This window comes from Litoribacter populi (assembly GCF_007483685.1).
Taxonomy (GTDB): Bacteria; Bacteroidota; Bacteroidia; order Cytophagales; family Cyclobacteriaceae; genus Litoribacter; species Litoribacter populi.
Window position 1 is genome coordinate 2,808,815 of sequence record NZ_VMKN01000001.1, and the last position, 18,115, is coordinate 2,826,929.

The following is an 18,115-nucleotide window of genomic DNA, read 5'->3' on the forward strand; positions in this document are numbered from 1 at the left end:
ATGAGTTTAAGAAGAGGTAAATCAAAATTATTAATAGAAAGCGCCATAGATTGTTCCTTACTAGCCGTAGAAGTTTACAACAAACCTCGAGCCCCATTCAGGGTAGAAACTTTTATAACACACATGATAATGGCTTGGACTCGAGCTTTTCATGCTTATTACCATCAATCGATTGGTGAAAAATATTTTTATAAAGATAAAGGAGGAAGATATTATATTAGAATTGATGGTGAGAAAAAAGCATGGGAATTAAAAACATGTATTGACAAAAATAAAGACTTAGATGAGTCTGTAAAAGCCAATTTAACTTTCTTTATAAAACTTCGAAACAAGATTGAACATCATTATATAAACAAAGAAGACATTGGAGTAATTATATTTGGAGAATGTCAATCATTGCTAAACAATTTTGAAGCATTTGTTATAGATAACTTTGGAGAGGAATATGCTCTTAATGAGAGCTTAGCGTTCGCCTTACAATTCTCAAAAATTAGAACTGACTTACAAAGACAGGCATCGAAGAACTTATTATCAAAAGAAGTAAAAGAGTTAAAAGATTTTATTGAAAAATATCGATCCTCTATTGATGATAACACATTTAATTCACAAGAATACAGTGTAAAATTAATTGCGATTCCCAAAATAAGCAATACAAATCGATCTGATCTAGCTGTAGAGTTTGTTAATTGGAATCAACTATCTGATGAGGAAAAAGAAAATTACAAAAAAATTGTCACGATTATAAAAGAAAAAACATTAGTAAAGGAGGTAATAAACACAGGTAAATTAAAAGCTGCTAAAGTGGTAGAAAAAGTTAACAAAAAGATTAAGGGAGAAATTAACCAATATGATCATACTTGTTTATACTATATATTTTCTATTCGACCTACAAAACCTTCAAAAGACCCATTTGATACCAATACCAAATATTGTCACTATGACGAACCAAACAACAACTACCTTTATCAAAAAGATTGGGTCCATTTCATAGCTGACTTAATCAATTTAAATGTTCTAGAAAAGGAAGTATGGAAAAACTTATATTATTCAAAAAATACTATTCCCATTAAAGAATATCAAGACAAAATTAAAAAAGCAAAACAAGAACCAGTTGCCATTTAGTAAGCATTTCACAACATAATTTACTCATCCTTGGAATGATTTACATTTTTTTTTGGCGATTACTACTTATCAATTCACAAAAAACCTTAACTTAATGGTTAAGATTAAACTTTTACTCCATGTCCTTTACCGAGCTCAACAGCGTAGAACATTTTATCCTTCATCGCCTCACCGGTACCAACCTGAACGGGGAACTTTCGGATTTTGCGGCAAGCACCACCTATACCACCTCCTGGGAGTACCGGGCACCATCGGAACTATCCAGGACCGTCAATGAAGTACTGCTGGAGGACGAACTGAAGGCCGCTTTGGTAAGGCTGAATCCGGAAATAGCGGAAAGACCAGAGTTGGCGGATGAAGTCATCTACAAGCTGAGGGCGATTTTGATATCGGTCAATCAAATGGTACTGGTAAGGGCAAACGAGGAATTTTCCAAATGGCTGACGGGAGAGAAAACCATGCCTTTCGGCAAAAACCACCGCCATGTTCCGGTGAGGCTGATAGATTTTGTAAACCTGCGGGAAAACCGATACTATGCCACCAACCAACTGAGGGTACATCATCGGGAAACCAAAATCCCGGATATTGTCCTCTACATCAATGGCATTCCGGTAGTGGTGGGAGAAGCCAAAACACCCATCCGCTCCTCCATCAGTTGGCTCGATGGGGCCCATGAGATCCACAAGATTTATGAAGATGCGGTTCCCCAGCTTTTTGTCCCCAACATCCTATCTTTTGCCACGGAAGGCAAGCAGTTGTTCTTTGGAGCAGTGCGCACCCCCCTGGAGTTTTGGGCCCCATGGAGATTGGAGGACGAGGAAGGTGAGTTGGCCCGGCAATTGGGCCTGAGTGAAATCGGCAATGAACTCTCCGACCTGCTCCACCCCAAAAGGTTGTTGGATATCCTCCAGAACTTTTCCCTATACACCACCAACAAAAAGAAGCAGCGCATCAAAGTCATCTGCAGGTTTCAGCAATACGAGGGTGCCAACAAGATTGTGGAAAGGGTCATCGATGGGGACATCAAAAAAGGTCTCATCTGGCATTTCCAAGGGTCCGGCAAATCCCTGCTCATGGTCTTTGCGGCGCAAAAGCTAAGGCGTTCTGTTCAATTAAAAAGCCCCACGGTAGTAATTCTGGTGGACAGAACCGACCTGGACACCCAGATCACCGGCACATTCAATGCCGCGGATATTGCCAATGTCGAAACTACTGACAGCATCAGGGAGCTGCAAGACCTACTGCTAAAGGATACCCGTAAAATCATCATCACAACCATCCATAAATTCAAGGATGCCCAACCCAACATGAACGGTCGGGACAACATCATCGTGATGGTGGATGAAGCCCATAGGACACAGGAAGGAGACCTCGGCAGACAAATGCGTGCGGCATTGCCCAATGCATTTTTGTTTGGCCTGACAGGCACCCCGGTCAACAAAGCGGACAAAAACACTTTCTGGGCTTTCGGCTCAGAGGAGGATGAGGGGGGCTACATGTCCCGCTATACCTTCCATGACTCCATCCGTGACGAAGCCACGCTCCCACTCCACTTTGAGCCAAGGCTGGTGGATGTGCACGTGGACAAGGAAACCATCGATAAGTTATTCGAGGAATTTAAAGAAGAAGCGGCACTTTCCGATGAAGATGCTGATGCCCTGAACAAGCGCTCAGCTAAAATGGCCGCCTTCCTGAAATCCCCTGAGCGGGTGGCCAAAATCGTGGAAGACATCGCCACCCATTTTAAGGAAAAGGTGGAGCCACATGGCTTTAAGGGAATGATCGTCACGCCCGACCGGTATGCCTGTGTGCAATACAAAGAGGAGCTCGATAAATACTTTCCCACTGAAGCCAGCAGGGTGGTGATCTCCACCACAGCCAACGATAAACCTGAGTTCAAGCAAAAATGGGCATTGGACAAAAGTCAGCAGGAAAAAGTCGTCGATGAGTTTAATGATGCCCACTCCGATCTAAAATTCCTTATCGTTACCGCCAAGTTATTGACCGGTTTTGATGCTCCTATCCTACAAACCATGTACTTGGACAAGTCACTAAAAGACCATACGCTGCTTCAAGCCATCTGTAGAACCAACCGACTTTACCCACAGAAAAAATTCGGGAGGATAGTTGATTACTTTGGGGTATTTGATGACACGGCCAAGGCATTGGAGTTTGACGAAAAGACCATGCAGCAGATAATCTCCAACCTATCGGAGTTGAAGGCCGAAGTACCCGCAGCCATGGCGGAGGCATTGAGCCACTTTGAAGGAGTGGACAGGGATATGGTTGGTTTTGAAGGTCTGGAAGCAGCCCAGAATGCCATCAATACCAATGACAAGAAGGATGCCTTTGCCAAGGATTACAAATACCTGTCGAAGTTGTGGGAGTCCCTATCCCCTGACCGGGTTTTGGACCCCTACCAAAAGGACTACAAATGGCTGTCCCAGGTTTTCGAATCCGTCAAGCCGGCATCAGACACAGTAGGTAAACTACTTTGGTTTACCCTTGGCGCCCAGACCACCAAACTCATCCATGAGAACATCCACGTAGGCCAGGTGCACCATTTGGAGGAATTTATCCTGGATGCAGACGTAATTGAGGAAATCTTCCATAACCCGGACCCCAAGAATACCAAGAAGCTGGAAAAGGCCTTGATCAAGCGGTTCAAGAAACATGAAGGGCTGCCAAAATTCAAATCCCTGAGCGAAAGACTGGAGGCATTGAGAGACAAAGCAGAGTTGGGTTTGATTACTTCCATAGAGTTTGTGAAGGAGCTCTGCAAGATAGCCAAAGAAACCGTGCAAGCCGAAAAGGAGCTGATGGAAGAGGTAATCGTCAAGACCCCGAAAGCGGCATTGACAGAATTGTTCTTAGAACTCAAAACGGACCAGACCCCAGCGGTAGTGGAACGTATCGTCACCGAAATTGACTCCATCGTCCGCATCGTCAGCTTCCAAGGCTGGCAAAACACTGTCGCAGGCGAGCGTGAGGTCCAAAAATCCCTACGCCAGGCCTTGTTGAAGTATCAGCTGCACAAGGACCAGGTGCTGTTTGATAGGGCTTATGGGTATATTAAGGAGTATTATTGAGGGGGTATTCCATTTATTAATAAACACGGTGTTCTTAATGACTATAACTTATCTCAAAGGCATCTGCTGGCATTAACAATTCAACTTTACATAATTTCATCACCTAACTGGATTAGCCTTTATTTAAATCGAAAGATGCATACCTTCTAAAATTTAACCCAAAAATGGACCATTGAAAATTCGTCCTATTAAATTCAACGAAATCCTTAAATACATTATATTATAGCTTGATTTTTTCCCTATATTGCAACAGCTATTAATATCACGAATTATGAATATAGATTTCGAAACTAGTGTAGACCAAATTAGGAAAGTAAATCCTAATAGGAATTATTGGTTTATCAGAACTTTTTCAGGAATTACTTTCGAAGAATTCTATCAGAAAAATTACGTCGGCATTGGCTTCAATGACATTCCTTATAATTATATCCAAGAAGCAAAAAAGGAAAATGAACAATCTAAAGAAAATTTAAAAAAATATTTAGAAATCCATACGACGTATGAAAAAGGAGAAATTACCAAATGGGCTAACCAGATAATTAACTTTCAGCATGAAATCAAAATAAATGATGTCGTAATTATTCCTAGCCACAACTCTGATTTCTTAGCAATAGGAACCATAGAAAGTGATGTCAAATTAGTAAAAAATCCTGGAAGTTTTTCTTATAAAGACAAGATAGAAATGCTTCCTCAAAGAAGAAGAAAGGTTAATTGGATTCTTGCGAGAAAAAAATCCTACTTTAGAAATGATTTCAATGGTATATTCAGTTCAAGACAAGCTATTACAAACATCAGTGATTATTCTGAGGCCATAGAAAGTTACATCTCAAGTTTATTTATAAAAGGAGAAAAAGCATATCTTTCAATAAGTGTTAACCAGGACGAGGATATCAATGCATTTGAATTAAGTAAATTATTAAATAGCTTAACTTACTTCTACCGTGAATTTTGCTTAGAGTTCGATTCAGAAAATTTTTCCGAAGAACTTTATATTAAAATTAAAGTTCAGTCAAAAGGGAGATTTGTATTAAAAGCAATTTCAACGGTAGGGCTTTTAGGGCTTGGAGTATTGTTTGCTCTTTCCCACAATCCTGAACTTAGAATTCAATTAGGAAGTTCTATTTATTTTGAAGGAAAGTCAGGAGGCGGATTTTTAAAATCACTAGATGAGTTTTTAGAAAACAGCCACAGGAGAAAAACAGAGTATCAAATTCTATTAGACAGCATAGAAGCGAACAAAGCTAAAAGAACAAGATCAAATGATGAACCATTTGATCAAATTGAAGAAAACGGGGAATAATAATAAGGTTATCAGAAAAGCAAAAAATAATAAAACCCAAACAAGTTTATTATCATTAATTATTCTATCAATATGAAAAATTTCATAAGAAATTAAATAAATTGGAGCGTATACTATCGAGTATATAACAGTAAAAAGAGCTACACAAAATAATATAAAGACAGCCATAGAGGTAAAATTTAATTTGTATAATTAATCTCAATGTAGCAACATTCTAAGATCATTAAGTGATCTACACCCTCACTCCAATCCCCAAATTCTTCATTATTTTCTTCAAAACCGTTTCTCTCTTATTTATTTGCTAGTACTGAAAATAGGTTAGCTTTATAGAATTAATAAGGATTTTGCGTATTTATTATTCAAAATTACATAAATTAATCTCCCCCCGCAATACCCTGATCAGGGTATTTTAGAGGTCAAGTGATGGAGGTCGGTGGGCTGGTGGATGTTCATGGTCACAATTTTGCTGTCCGAAAAAATCTTATTACTCTTGAACCCATTTCACAGTATTTTAATTCCGGTTCCCTTCCTTACCACTTCAGTGATAAAAGGACTGTCAGCCCATCTCACCTCATTACCACCCTAAGGGTAGGAAAACGTAGCTGAAGTTCTTAATAGAATTGTTCCCATAATAAAACAGCACATCCTCCTCCCCCATCTTCACCTGAAACACCACATCACTTTCCCCCAGGTTTTCCTGGCAGAGGGAATACCAGGCACTGACAAAATCGATGGCGGCACCATTCCCAACAGTCTCCCCCACCATCCATTTGACAAAACCCGGATTGAACTTCAGCTCCTCCAGAATTAGTAAATCAATATCCCATTCCTGTACGGCTACTATAGGGATGAGGTGGGTGAAGGTGGACATTTTTGAATCAGCTTATTAAAGTTATTTATTTAGGAGCTTAACATTTAATAAAAAACAGAAGCGATTCTAAAGCAGTTAAGTATCCAATAATACCGAAGCCAGCGAAAAAAACCGAAAGATTCGCTAGCAACGAACCAGATGCTCTTTGTTACATAATATTAGTTGAAGTTATTCTTAAAACTCATTAATGTATTTAGCCTTTAAAGCAGTAGCATAACCAAGTCCTTTATTAAAATCTACATTATCAATATTTTCCCCAGTAATTAACATTTTATGCTGCCTATTTTGAACCATAACTCCAATCAATTTTCCATTTTCATTAATAACTGGTCCGCCGCTATTTCCTGGTCTTGTAATCACTGATAAGATTATACAATCCGTACCATCTAAATAATTATCTACTTCACTACTCACTTCTCCTAAATTTGCAATTAAAAATGCTTCAGTTGCTAAGGGGATTGGAGGATAACCAAATATCACGACACTTTCAATTAGTTTAACTGAAGTTTCTATTTCATAAGTAAAAAAGTCAAAATATTCAACAGTAAAAATTTTTACTAAATCAACATTATCGTCTGGATGCCTTAATATATTTTTTACAGTGTATCTTTTTTTCGATTCATCCTCTATAATTAATTTCTCCTTATTCAACTCATCTAGAACATGTTTACATGTTACTATTATATTTTTTCCAATAAAAGCACCAGAACCTATTTCATTATTATCAGTAATCTTGACATTGTTTTTTTTCCAAAAATTTGCTTTAAAAGTCAACGACTTGGTATATTGGTTATATTCATTTTGTTGAAATAAAAATTCTCCTAGCTCTGTAAGCTTTATTACACCAGAATCATCTTTCAATAATCTATTTTTTACCAAAACATCAAATCTCTCACTAAGTAAAGGCTTGACTATATAAGTCATCCATCCTAATTCTAAAAATATCTTATCAATTAAATTTATGTCAAAATTAAGTTGAGAGTCATATTTTTTGAATACTTGCTGTTTCTTTGCTTTACCTATAACAGGCGACTGATGGTCAAACCAATCTAAAACCATTGATTCCCTCTTCACTGCGTTACTTTCATTATATGACTGAACAAACCGAAGAATACTTCCGTTGGGATTTTTAAGTGCAAAATATTCCATAATTTAAAATTTCAACTAACGGTCACATATATGAACCGTTGGGGATTTCGGGCTTCGTTCCTGTCTGCCGTTACAAAAGTTAATGCAGGGCAGAATGCTTCAAATAACCAATTAAACCCCAATGTTTTATACATGGTGTTAGGTGTTATTATTCTTATTATCCGTGTCAAAATTCATATTAATTTTCCTGTATTTATTAATCCAATTTTCAAAATATAATAAATCAGCTCTTCCAATTACCGTATAAGATATCCATTCATTATTTAAACTTTCAAAGTCGAATTTGAATTCAGGGTTTACTTTTTTAAGTAATGTATTAAGTGATTCTATAGCTTCTCTTCTTTTATGAAACGCCATTGTTTCAGTTAATATTTTTGCAATACTTTGGTGGTCAATATCGGTGTCTTTTATACCTGCTTTTATTTGTTCTTTCCGAATAGTTTCATGTATCAACGTTGTCCTTAAAACATGTGAAATAAATTCAAGCCAATTTGTATGAATTATTCTGTCTTTTAACTGTGCTAATTTTCCTAATAATCTAATAATAGACTTTGCAGCATCTACCATATCAATGGGCATAAAGGTTGCCGTAACCGTAAATGCTCCAGCTTGCATAAATGCATCAGACAGAAACTTAACATAGCCATTGTTTGGCATAGTTGAACATGCTGACAATAAAACCAAAGGGGCACTAATGTTATTTTCAATTATGTCATCTCCAGTCAGAAAAACTTTATTTTCATCATCGATAATTAAATAACTTGAAAGCGTAGATTTATCAAAACTACCGTGGCTGTCAATAATTAAAAAGTCAGGTTTATAAGTGTCTATCGCATCTTTTATTTCCTTGACAGTTAAACATTTTACACTCTTAAAACCAAATTTATCCTCAAATGAATCAATTAAATTGAACATGTTTTGCATGTTTACATCATTCTCAGACGCACAATGAATTATTAGTGTTTTTTCAATTAAATCACTTTTAACAAGGAAGTTGAATCTTTGATTATGAATATAACTATTTACAATTCCATTTTGATTATATTCTGGTATTCTACAAACATCATGAGTGTAGCACAGGGGTAAATCTTCAAGGTATAACCATTCAATTGGTAAATCTGTAAGCGGTAACCAACAATGCACCAAAAATGGTAAATGGGAGTGCACCAAAAATGGCAACAGGCGTGCACCATTTTGTAAATATACGCTGCCTATTCTTCCTGTTCAAAGAAAGTTTTCCTGTTTTTCATTCTATAACTTTTCCCCGATAAATTTATAATATCGCAACGGAACAGCAGGCGGTCCAACAATGCCGTTGCCAGGACTTCGTCATCAAGCATTTTGGCCCATTCTGCAGGCATTTTGTTGGTGGTGATGATGAAGCAGGTCCGCTCATAGATTTGGTTTATAAAGTTGAAAAGGGAGACGGCAACGCTTTTTTCCACCGGAAAGAGCATGATATCATCTATTATGATGAGATCCGCCTTCTGGAGCCTTTTGTATTCGGCCATTGACGACCTGGTCATGTCCTTCAGCTTCAGGATGTTTGTAAGGTCTTCCATTGTCTTGAAGTAGGCCTTGTAGCCCCTGTCCACCGCATCGGCACCAAGCCCCGAGGCCAGGAATGTCTTTCCCGTACCGGAAGGGCCCATGAGCATGAGGTTGAACCCCTGGTCGAGCCAGTTGAGCTCCCGCAGCTGGTTTATCCTTGTCAGGTTCAGGCCGTTTTCGGCTCCCGGATCGTACTGGCCTAGGTCGTTTTTGAGCGGCAGTCGTGCGGCCTTTCTCCGCCTTGCCACCTCGTTTTTGAGCCTAAGGTTCGATTCCTCCCGGAGCAGTTCAAGGAAGAAGTCCGTGAACCCGGAGCGCTGTTTTTCCGCTTTGGCGATGACCTCGGGCAGGCTGTTGGCCATTCCGGTGATCTTAAACTGCCTGCAAAAGGCGTTGATCTGTTCTTTTTTCTCCATTTTCTGTCTGGTTTTGGGGCCGTGGAAGGCATCCAAAAGATTGCTCCCACGGCCTGTTTTGGTTAACTGTTGCTTTTTTTCTTGCTCTTCACGATATCCTCATACTCCCCGATATTGCTCTTTTCGGGCTGTACCAGGGCGCTGTCGGGCATTTTTCCGCTCAGCGGGTTGAGTACCCTGATGTTGGTTTCCTCCTTCCTTGAGGTGTCCTGTAGCTCCAGGATGGATATAAAATCCGACGCACTGCAGATTGATTGCTCAAGGCAGTACCTCAGGGTGAGCCCGGTCTTTTCCGGATCGGCGCCTATAAGGGCTTTTTCGATCATGCTGAGCTGGTCCCTGACATACCGGGGCTTCTCGGCGCGGATCATTCCTATCCACCGCCGGGCCTCCTCGCTGTCCCTGAACATTCCGGCAACCAGGGCGGCTTTCTCCTCAAGGGAGCCGCTTTTGTCCCTCCTGTGGTCGGTTTTGAGGACTTTTTGGCCTGTTCCCACAGGTATGTCGTGGCGGCAGATTTCCGTGGTGCCCCCGGGTTCATAGATAAAAAGGCCATCCCCCTGTGCCTGTACAGCCACTTCGCTTCCTTTTCCTTTATAGGTGCCCAGGGGAAGAGAGTAGAAGTTGCCCCTGTAAGAGACGGTGTTGTCCTTCCGGACGGCAAAGAGGGCCGGTACGGCGGGTTTTGGGGCACAGGGCCGGTACGGGGTGAGAAAGGGCAGCTCGATGTAAAGCTCTGACTGCGGCTCTTTTTTGGTCACCGCATGGGGAAGTGCGTTTGCGGTACGGCCAAGCCATCCCATGGCCTCGTCGTTGAGGGTTTCGATATTGTGGAAGGTGCGGTTGTAAAGAAAGCTTCTCTTTACGTACCTGACCACGTTTTCGACCTTCCCTTTGGTTTCGGGATCGGCTTTCCTGCAGAAGTAAAGGCTGAAGGACTGCTCCCGGGTATAGGCCCTGAAGGCGTCCGTAAGGATGAGGTCCCCTCCGTTTTCGCTTACCATGAACACCTTGTCCTGGTCATAGACCATTTCCAGGGGGATGCCTCCGATGTATGCAAAGGCATTTTCATGGGCCTCTATGGCCAGCAGGGAAGTGAAGTGCCTGTCGGTGAACCATACGTACTTGAACCGCGAGCGGGAAAGGACAAGTGTGAAGAAAAACACCTTTACCCTCTTTCCCGTGCCGCTTCGCATGTTGTATTCGCCAAAGTCGACCTGGCCCTGTTTGCCGTACGGAAGCTCTTCCGTCATTTCGTACTCTCGGGGGAGTTTGACAAAGGGAAGGTTGTGTTTGTCCCTGACCCAGGAAACGAAGTTGAAGACGGTCTTTGGGGAGACCTTTGGCAGGTCCGGAAAATGTTCCTTCAGCCAGTCATGCATCTGGGCTGCAGGTGTGTCCCTGAAGTTTTCCAGGCGTTGCCTGACAAACTCCTCATAGGGAGCAAGGACCTTGGGGCGCTGTGACTGCTGTATCAGCATCAGCTCATAGTCCTGCTCGCTCATGGATAGGTACCTGCTTACGGTTCGCCTGTTGAGGACAAGGTGCTCGCTGATCTGCCGGAGGGAAAATCCCTCCCTTTGGAGGCGGTGGATTTCGAAATAAGTCATAAATTTGTCTAAGTACACATTCATAAAATGCTAGTTTTGGTAGACCAGCAAAATACTCTAAAATCCTCTTGGGGCATGCCCCAAGAGGATTTTTAGTGGTGCACTATTGTTGCCAAATTTGGTGCATTCTTATTTACCGAAAGTGGTGCAGTTTTATTTACCGATTACAAATCACTAATTACAGCAATTTGTCCATTTCGATTGAATATATAATCCTTTATTTCATCAGCTAATATTTGCTTACTTAAATTTTTACCAAATTGAGATATTTTTTTAACTGCTTTTTTTCGAGTTGATGTAAAGTTTTCTAAGTGGGACAAATCCATATTAATTGATTTACCAACTAATGGTAACCTAATAATTGGGGAATAAGATAATAAACCATGTAAATAACCTACATCATCTAAAAACAAGAGACGAAAGTTCATCTCACCAATTATTTGAGTAATTTCCTTTCTTGATAAAAATCTTTCAACACTGTCATCACCTACAAAACAATAGTCTAATCGCTGCTCTGATTTATAAATTTTTAATATTGCTTTCTCTTTTGGTGAAAGTTTCTTATTCCGAAATATCTGGTTTAATCCCGGGAAGTGATAAGGTGAAATTAAAATTAATGTTGGATATAATGGGTTGAAAGGGCTTACTTGTTTCGCAATGTCCTTACTATACATTACATTTGTGAATTGATCTATTGTTCGAGCTTTATTTAATATCTCTTTGACTCTCTGGTTTGATTGTAACCTTAGTTTCATTAAATCACTATCATTGTAATTTTTGAAATCCTCAAGCCAAAAATTCCCAATTATTTGATTTAGCATAAAATAGTTACTTTCTATTAGATTTGAAAAAACTAGTTCATTTTCATTTATATATGAATTGTTTGGATTAATATCGAATGGTTTAACCTCATGGTCAGGATACTTTTCATTAATTTTTTCTGTAATTATCTTCTTATCTCTTTTTATTAGTTCTATTAGAGAATTGCCACTTGAAAAGTAATTTTCCGAATTATATTTTGAAATTATGCTGGCCGTTTCGTTGATTATTGTAAAATATGATGGCGTAATTAATTCTATAAAATTTGCAATATTTTCATGTGATTCAATCTTAGAATCGATTATAAACACTTTAACTAAGGCGTTATTAAATTCATTTGAATATCCTTCAAAAAATTCAACGGCCTGATTGGTTTCAATATTTAATAATGTATCCGAAAGAGAAAACAGCTCTAAACCTTTTCTAAGACAGAATCGGAATGAAAAGTCATAATGGTCAACTGCATTTTCTAATTGCCATAAGTCTTTCGGGTATTCTTTTAGGGCACGTAAAGCCTTATTGTGGAAATTTGATTCTGAAAACGAAGATTCAGATGTTATCAGAGTATATTGTATTTGAGTAACAGAATTTGTCTTTATCATGCTGTTTCTTTTATAACACCTAACGTAATAATAACCATACTGGTAAACGTATTTGCCTCCATGAGATGGATATATTTACCCTTGGTACATTTAATTTTCCTGTCTCCGCTAAAGTACCCCAATCCCCCTCCCCCTGCAATACCGCGATCAGGGTATTTTTACTCAAAAGTGGAAAAAAGTTTAAGGAATTTATCAAAAAGGTTTAAGGGATTATGGGATTAAAGGATTAACGGGAGGCAGGCTCCTAATGCTCAGCGCTCCGTGCTCAATGCTCCTTGCCCAAAGCCCAGTGCTCAATCCCCCCTACCCCCGCAATACCGTGATCAGGGTATTTTTATGTATTAGCCACTAAGCCGCCAAGGCGCAAAGAAAATTTTAGCAAGAATAGCTAGCCACTAAGTCGCCAAGGCACTAAGAATAAACCTTGGCGCCTTCGCGCCTTCGTGGCAAAAACAACTTCAGTAAATAAACTTTGCGCCTTTGGGCCTTAGTGGCCAAAAACCCAGGGGATATTTTTACTCAAAAAAGGAAAAAGTTTAAAGGATTCATGAAAAAGGATTAACGGGAGCCGGGCTCCAAATGCTCAGCGCCCAGTGTTAAGCGCTCACCTTCCCCATTCCCTTAAAAACCTAATATAATTCCCCAACAATCCCCTGATCTGTTCCGCTGCCACAGGATTGGCTGAGTGGACATGGTACTTGAGATTGCGCAGATCCAATCCCGACTCATAGACCAGCCACTTGGCAGCTGCATAACCATCAGGCAGCAGATTTCCATTTTCATCCTCCCCCAGGTCATTGTCGAAGCTGATAAAATCCGGCAGCCCATTGGCTCGGATGTAATCCACAAAAGCATCATAGCTCCTCACCACCTCAAACTCCCCCACCATCCACCGATCATAGACCATGTCCACGGTTCGGATGTCATCAAGGAAGAGCTTTTTCATGGGTGGCTATAGTTTGAAGCCGGAAGACCGAATAGACTCAAGTTAGAAAATAAAGCTACAAACCTAATCCCTTGTGACAAAAATTGTCTGAGAATGTTAGTAATAACCACTAAAGCACAGCACAATTGGCCCTGTCTAAACCGCTTACAAGTTCGTGGTATAAACCCTAAGGATATTGGCTTTCTACCTTATAGGTCATCAGCTCCCCATTGGTTACGCTTGCCACCTTTCCCACATTCTGCTGGTAGTATATCAGATATTCAGGGCTCTTGGTCCTGTCCCGGTTTTGGAGCTGGGTAGATTTTATGACCAATAGGCCGCTATAGCGCTGCTCCGGTGTAGTCAACTGGGCATCAAGATCCGTGATTTCATAACTCCAAGCCTCATCGGCACTCGTCCAGCTATATCCTTTCTTTAATTTCCCGGGCATTTGCACACTCTCCTTACCCGACTTGGTATCAAAATAGTAAATGGTTTCATTCTCTGCCCTAAAATAGGAAGTATCTATTTTGTCCCAGGAATAGTGATTTTGCCTGGCATGATAAGTTTTTCCATTAAATTCCCGCAGTAGCCCGAGGTCGCGGTACTTAACGAATGAAGGGGAGTTGACATACCTATAGGTGAATTCCTCTCCAATTTCCATCGGGAAAAAAGTCTTCTCAGCAGAGTTGGTGAAGGTTTTATTGGCAGAACAGCCGAATGCCATTACCATGAAAACAATTGCGAGTTTTTTCATAAAATATTATTATGAATCAAGATTAAGGAATTAATTCTTACTCAACAATACCGTGATCGGGGTATTTTTTGGAGGTGGGATGTAGGGATGTCGGATGACCGAAGACCGTCAGATCGCAGTAGTTCTGATAGGTAGACGGTGTTTGTATCTTTGGGTGGGATCAATTCCCTAAAACTAATCCATTCCCACTCCCCTTGCAATATTGTGATTAGGGTATTTTTACTTGTTTCTTAAATAAGATTTTGTAAGTATCGATACGATAGGTGGCTATAATCCTGGAGCCATGTTCTAAGGTTTAATGATTATACTCAGTTCACTATCCTTCAACACACCTTATGAAAATCCCCCTCTACCCATATAAAATAAGTATACATTATTTGTCTTATGGAGTCAGTTTCAAATCAAAACAATAAACATTCAGACTTAAATCACCTATTTTAAAGAAAAATACCGTGATCACGGTATTTTTTATCAAAAATTAATTTCCCATATTGCCAGCGGCACCTATAAGCTGTAATTCAAGGCCTTAAGGGATTTACCTTCTATTTTGAAAAGTGGGTGGTACGGTTTAGTTATAATTATTATTTAATATGAAACTTGAAAAAATTTTAGACAACCTGAATTCTTTTGAAAAGAATTCCTTTTTGAAAATCATTGACAGCATCCTGGCAGATCAACCCGCAAATGCAAAGGCAGTGGACAAGATCCTCTCCGAGACCAGCAAAGATCTGAAGGCAATCGACAGCCAGAACATTGCAAAAGTATTTGGCCTATTAGAGAGTGAGTTTAAGGAATGTATTAAGTCAGAATTTGTCAACACCACCTCACAGCTGGATATCCTCATAGACATCATCTCAAGAGAAGGCAATGCCATCATGAAACAGGATTGGTTTGCCCGCCTATATGAGAAGGAGCTTACTCTCATGGATAAAAGGTTGAAGAAATTCAAACATGATCTCGAAAACGATAAATCGGATCTGGATGATAAGCGAAAGCGGGATTATCTTATCTATAAGAAATGCCTTCATACCGCTTATTTCAATGATGAGCAAAACAACCAAGAGAAAAAGATCACGACTGACGAACAGTCAATTCTCCTGACCCTATCTCAACAATTGGAATTATCCCAGGAGGAGGTAAAGCTAATAAACTACCTAATAATCCCAGTTAAGAAATTAGAGATTGATACTGTAATCAACGAACTGAAAGCTATTGGCGCAATCTTTTATTCAAGAAAGACGAGTACTATCTATGTAGCAGATGAAGTGGTGGGAATTCTTCGCAAAGTCCGTGGCAAGGAAGTTCCTGATAAGTTCTTCAGAAGGGTGCTGAAGTCCCTGAAAGATCCACAGATCAATTTGATATGCAGGAAGCATGGTATCGACCGCAAACTTCCCATAGAGCAGAAAATCAAGGATATCATTCATGAAGGCATTTCCTTTACCGGCATCCTACAAGAGGACATCTATAAAGAAGGCACTAACCTCACTGATAGGAAGAAATTCTTAAACGACTTTTTTGACAATACTCTTAAGATCACTCCTACCATCAAAGGCGTGTTGATCGAAGAAAAGATAGATAACCTGATCTCCTATTTTGAAGCCTTGGAGAGGGATGAGAAGATAGGCATTTCGGTAGATGGTTATGAAAAAATGTTGAGGGAAATGGGCCAGGTTCTCCCTAAGTTCAACAACTATCTGCGTGAGCAGTACGAGTTCCAGGAAGAAAATGTACTGAACAGCCATTTCCTATTGGATTACAACATCAAGCCTAAGGATGTATTGGAAATCCTTCCTCAGGAAGCCCTTCAGGAATTCAGCAAGATAAAAGAGATCAAGACAAGAGGGGACTTGATCCAAAACGTGCTGGAATGTTACAAAGATGCGGAGAACCTTTATCTGGAAAACTATGAGAATATAGGTTTCAGGAACATGGCTGCTCTTAAAGGAAACAGCATTGATATCAAAGAAGCTGATATCGGGATTAAGTTTGAAGAACTGACCAAAAAGATATTCACTACCCTCGGTTTCCAGGTCGATGAAGATCTGCGGGCCTCTTTAAATTCCACTAAAGACAAAGCTGATATCCTGCTCAACATCAGCAATAATGAGATCATCATAGTGGAATGCAAGACTGTCAAAGAAAGCGGCTACAACAAGTTCAGCTCTGTTTCCCGACAGTTGAAATCCTACGCCAACAGGATCAATGGAAGCAACTACAAAGTTGTCAAATCCATTTTGGTGGCCCCGGACTTTTCAGATGACTTCATCAAGGAATGTGGACTGGAATATGAGTTGAACCTTTCTCTGATCACGGCTTCTACCCTAGTTCAGATTCTGGAAGGATTCAAGACTTCCAAGCTAAAGATGTTTCCCCACAACCTGTTGATGAGAGATGTGTTGATCCAAGAAGACCGGGTATTAAAAGCCATTGCAAAGTAAGCTGACCATGGGTAAAAAGTTGTTTTTGAATGAGCGGTTCATTCTGCTCATTATCCTTTTGAATTCCGCCATCATTTTTATAGAGGGCTTTAACTTCCATATTACGGACAGGCTATGGTTGGACCTATTGGATAATGGATTCACCATAATCTTCCTTGTTGAACTGTTAGTGAAGATCAGAGAATATGGCGCAAAAGGCTATTTCAAATCCAACTGGAACATCTTTGACTTTACGTTGGTTATGCTCGCCTTGCCATCGCTTTCGTCCCTGTTTGTGACAGCCCAGATCATTGACCTGGACTTCCTCTTGGCTTTCAGGACTATGCGGATATTTAAGTTCTTCCGCTTCATCAGGTTTGTCCCCAAGATCGACAAGATCATCAGTGGGGTAATGAGGGCTTCCAAGGCCTCTGTACTTATTATTATAGCCTTCTTTATTTTCAATTTCACCATTTCCATCATATCCTGTTTCCTGTTCCGCGACATCTCCCCGGAATATTTCTCTAACCCCTTGATCTCCTTTTACTCGATCTTCAAGGTATTTACGATAGAGGGCTGGTACGAGATCCCGGATGAGATGACCCAGGACTCCTCCCCTCTTTTGGCTTTTCTGGTACGATTATACTTCATCATCATCCTCTTCGTAGGCGGCATCTTCGGCCTCTCCCTGGTCAACTCCATCTTCGTGGATGCGATGGTCAGCGAAAACAATGTGGATCTGGAGAATGAGGTGAGGGTATTGAATGCGAAGATTGATAGGTTGCTGGAGATGAGGGATGAGGAACTTGTTAAGTGAAAATCTCCTCGGATTCCTAACCTTACTGACTATTGAGATAGCTATGGATTGGGAAGGAACCAAAGCGGCATTCAAGGAAGGCCTGGTAGAAAGTTATAAAAACGGGAGGAATAATTAGGAATGAGCTGTAATTGTTGGGTTCCCAAAGGATGGGAATGCGAAGTTTCCCTGCGTCGGGGGCGAAAAGGTTGAATGGATTATGGTTATATGCAATTAAATATAAAAGTATTGGATATTTAAATTTTATATGCTTTTGCATATAAATCATTTTAACTCTATAGCGAATTGCTTCCACGACAACCGTTCTACGGATCTCACCTCACTTTTCACTCCCCATCCAAAATAACTGTCTTTACCAATGGACAAAAGAACACTGTTTTTGTCGAATAAAAAAGGCAAAAAGATGCAGGTAGTGTATTCCTAGCAAGCAGCTAACGGCTCCCGCACAAAATGGAACTCCACCGCATGGTCTTCCAAACATCACTCAGTAACTTATATGGTGCGTCCCTTTGGAATTTATGATGTGGTAGGTGCTTTATGCCCACCGGTTGCCACCGGCGGTTATTATATCGGTCGCTCCTAATGGAGCTGTGGGTTGTGGGGAACGTTGCGCCCACTGCGTTTTCCCTATGCGCCGTGGCCTGCCCTCCGGGAGGCGGGCGTGAAA

13 protein-coding genes are annotated in these 18,115 nt (G+C 40.3%); 5 read left to right on the forward strand and 8 right to left on the reverse strand.

Annotation, left to right across the window (positions count from 1 at the left end):
* The 3 genes from FPL27_RS12110 (at position 1) to FPL27_RS12120 (ending at position 5,511) form a co-directional block, all read left to right on the forward strand.
* On the forward strand, positions 1-1,122 hold the full coding sequence (locus tag FPL27_RS12110; RefSeq protein ID WP_143961339.1) for a DUF3644 domain-containing protein: 1,122 nt from the start codon (positions 1-3) through the stop codon (positions 1,120-1,122).
* A 119-nt stretch (positions 1,123-1,241) separates the two neighbouring features.
* Positions 1,242-4,211, forward strand: a complete 2,970-nt coding sequence (locus tag FPL27_RS12115) for a type I restriction endonuclease subunit R (protein WP_143961340.1) — start codon at positions 1,242-1,244, stop codon at positions 4,209-4,211.
* A gap of 271 nt (positions 4,212-4,482) precedes the next feature.
* Positions 4,483-5,511, forward strand: coding sequence for a hypothetical protein (locus FPL27_RS12120; protein WP_143961341.1), 1,029 nt, complete (start codon positions 4,483-4,485; stop codon positions 5,509-5,511).
* Between the two features lie 574 nt (positions 5,512-6,085).
* On the opposite strand, the gene FPL27_RS12125 is transcribed toward FPL27_RS12120, so the two are convergent.
* The 8 genes from FPL27_RS12125 to FPL27_RS12160 all read right to left on the reverse strand — a co-directional run bounded on the left by FPL27_RS12125 (position 6,086) and on the right by FPL27_RS12160 (position 14,211).
* A complete protein-coding gene (locus FPL27_RS12125) occupies positions 6,086-6,382 on the reverse strand; it encodes a hypothetical protein (protein ID WP_143961342.1) in 297 nt (98 codons plus the stop codon).
* Between the two features lie 174 nt (positions 6,383-6,556).
* On the reverse strand, positions 6,557-7,531 hold the full coding sequence (locus tag FPL27_RS12130; protein ID WP_143961343.1) for a S1 family peptidase: 975 nt from the start codon (positions 7,529-7,531) through the stop codon (positions 6,557-6,559).
* 138 nt (positions 7,532-7,669) lie between these two features.
* Positions 7,670-8,674 (reverse strand): CHAT domain-containing protein, encoded by a 1,005-nt coding sequence (locus tag FPL27_RS12135; protein WP_143961344.1) that lies wholly within the window; start codon positions 8,672-8,674, stop codon positions 7,670-7,672.
* A 68-nt stretch (positions 8,675-8,742) separates the two neighbouring features.
* Positions 8,743-9,498: an IS21-like element helper ATPase IstB gene (gene istB, locus FPL27_RS12140; protein ID WP_143959469.1), complete on the reverse strand. Its 756-nt coding sequence runs from the start codon at positions 9,496-9,498 to the stop codon at positions 8,743-8,745.
* A gap of 62 nt (positions 9,499-9,560) precedes the next feature.
* Positions 9,561-11,132, reverse strand: a complete 1,572-nt coding sequence (gene istA, locus FPL27_RS12145; protein ID WP_143959468.1) for an IS21 family transposase — start codon at positions 11,130-11,132, stop codon at positions 9,561-9,563.
* 140 nt (positions 11,133-11,272) lie between these two features.
* The gene (locus FPL27_RS12150; RefSeq protein ID WP_143961345.1) at positions 11,273-12,529 is read right to left on the reverse strand and encodes a hypothetical protein; all 1,257 of its coding nucleotides are present in this window, start codon (positions 12,527-12,529) and stop codon (positions 11,273-11,275) included.
* Positions 12,530-13,133: 604 nt separating this feature from the next.
* The gene (locus tag FPL27_RS12155; RefSeq protein ID WP_143961346.1) at positions 13,134-13,475 is read right to left on the reverse strand and encodes a cyclic-phosphate processing receiver domain-containing protein; all 342 of its coding nucleotides are present in this window, start codon (positions 13,473-13,475) and stop codon (positions 13,134-13,136) included.
* Between the two features lie 166 nt (positions 13,476-13,641).
* Complete coding sequence (locus FPL27_RS12160) at positions 13,642-14,211, reverse strand: hypothetical protein (protein ID WP_143961347.1); 570 nt, start codon at positions 14,209-14,211, stop codon at positions 13,642-13,644.
* Positions 14,212-14,801: 590 nt separating this feature from the next.
* On the opposite strand from FPL27_RS12160, the gene FPL27_RS12165 reads away from it, so the two are divergent.
* Entirely contained in the window at positions 14,802-16,652 is a 1,851-nt protein-coding gene (locus FPL27_RS12165) for a hypothetical protein (protein ID WP_143961348.1), read from the forward strand.
* A 7-nt stretch (positions 16,653-16,659) separates the two neighbouring features.
* Positions 16,660-17,448 (forward strand): ion transporter, encoded by a 789-nt coding sequence (locus FPL27_RS12170; RefSeq protein ID WP_143961349.1) that lies wholly within the window; start codon positions 16,660-16,662, stop codon positions 17,446-17,448.
* Positions 17,449-18,115: the final 667 nt, after the last annotated feature.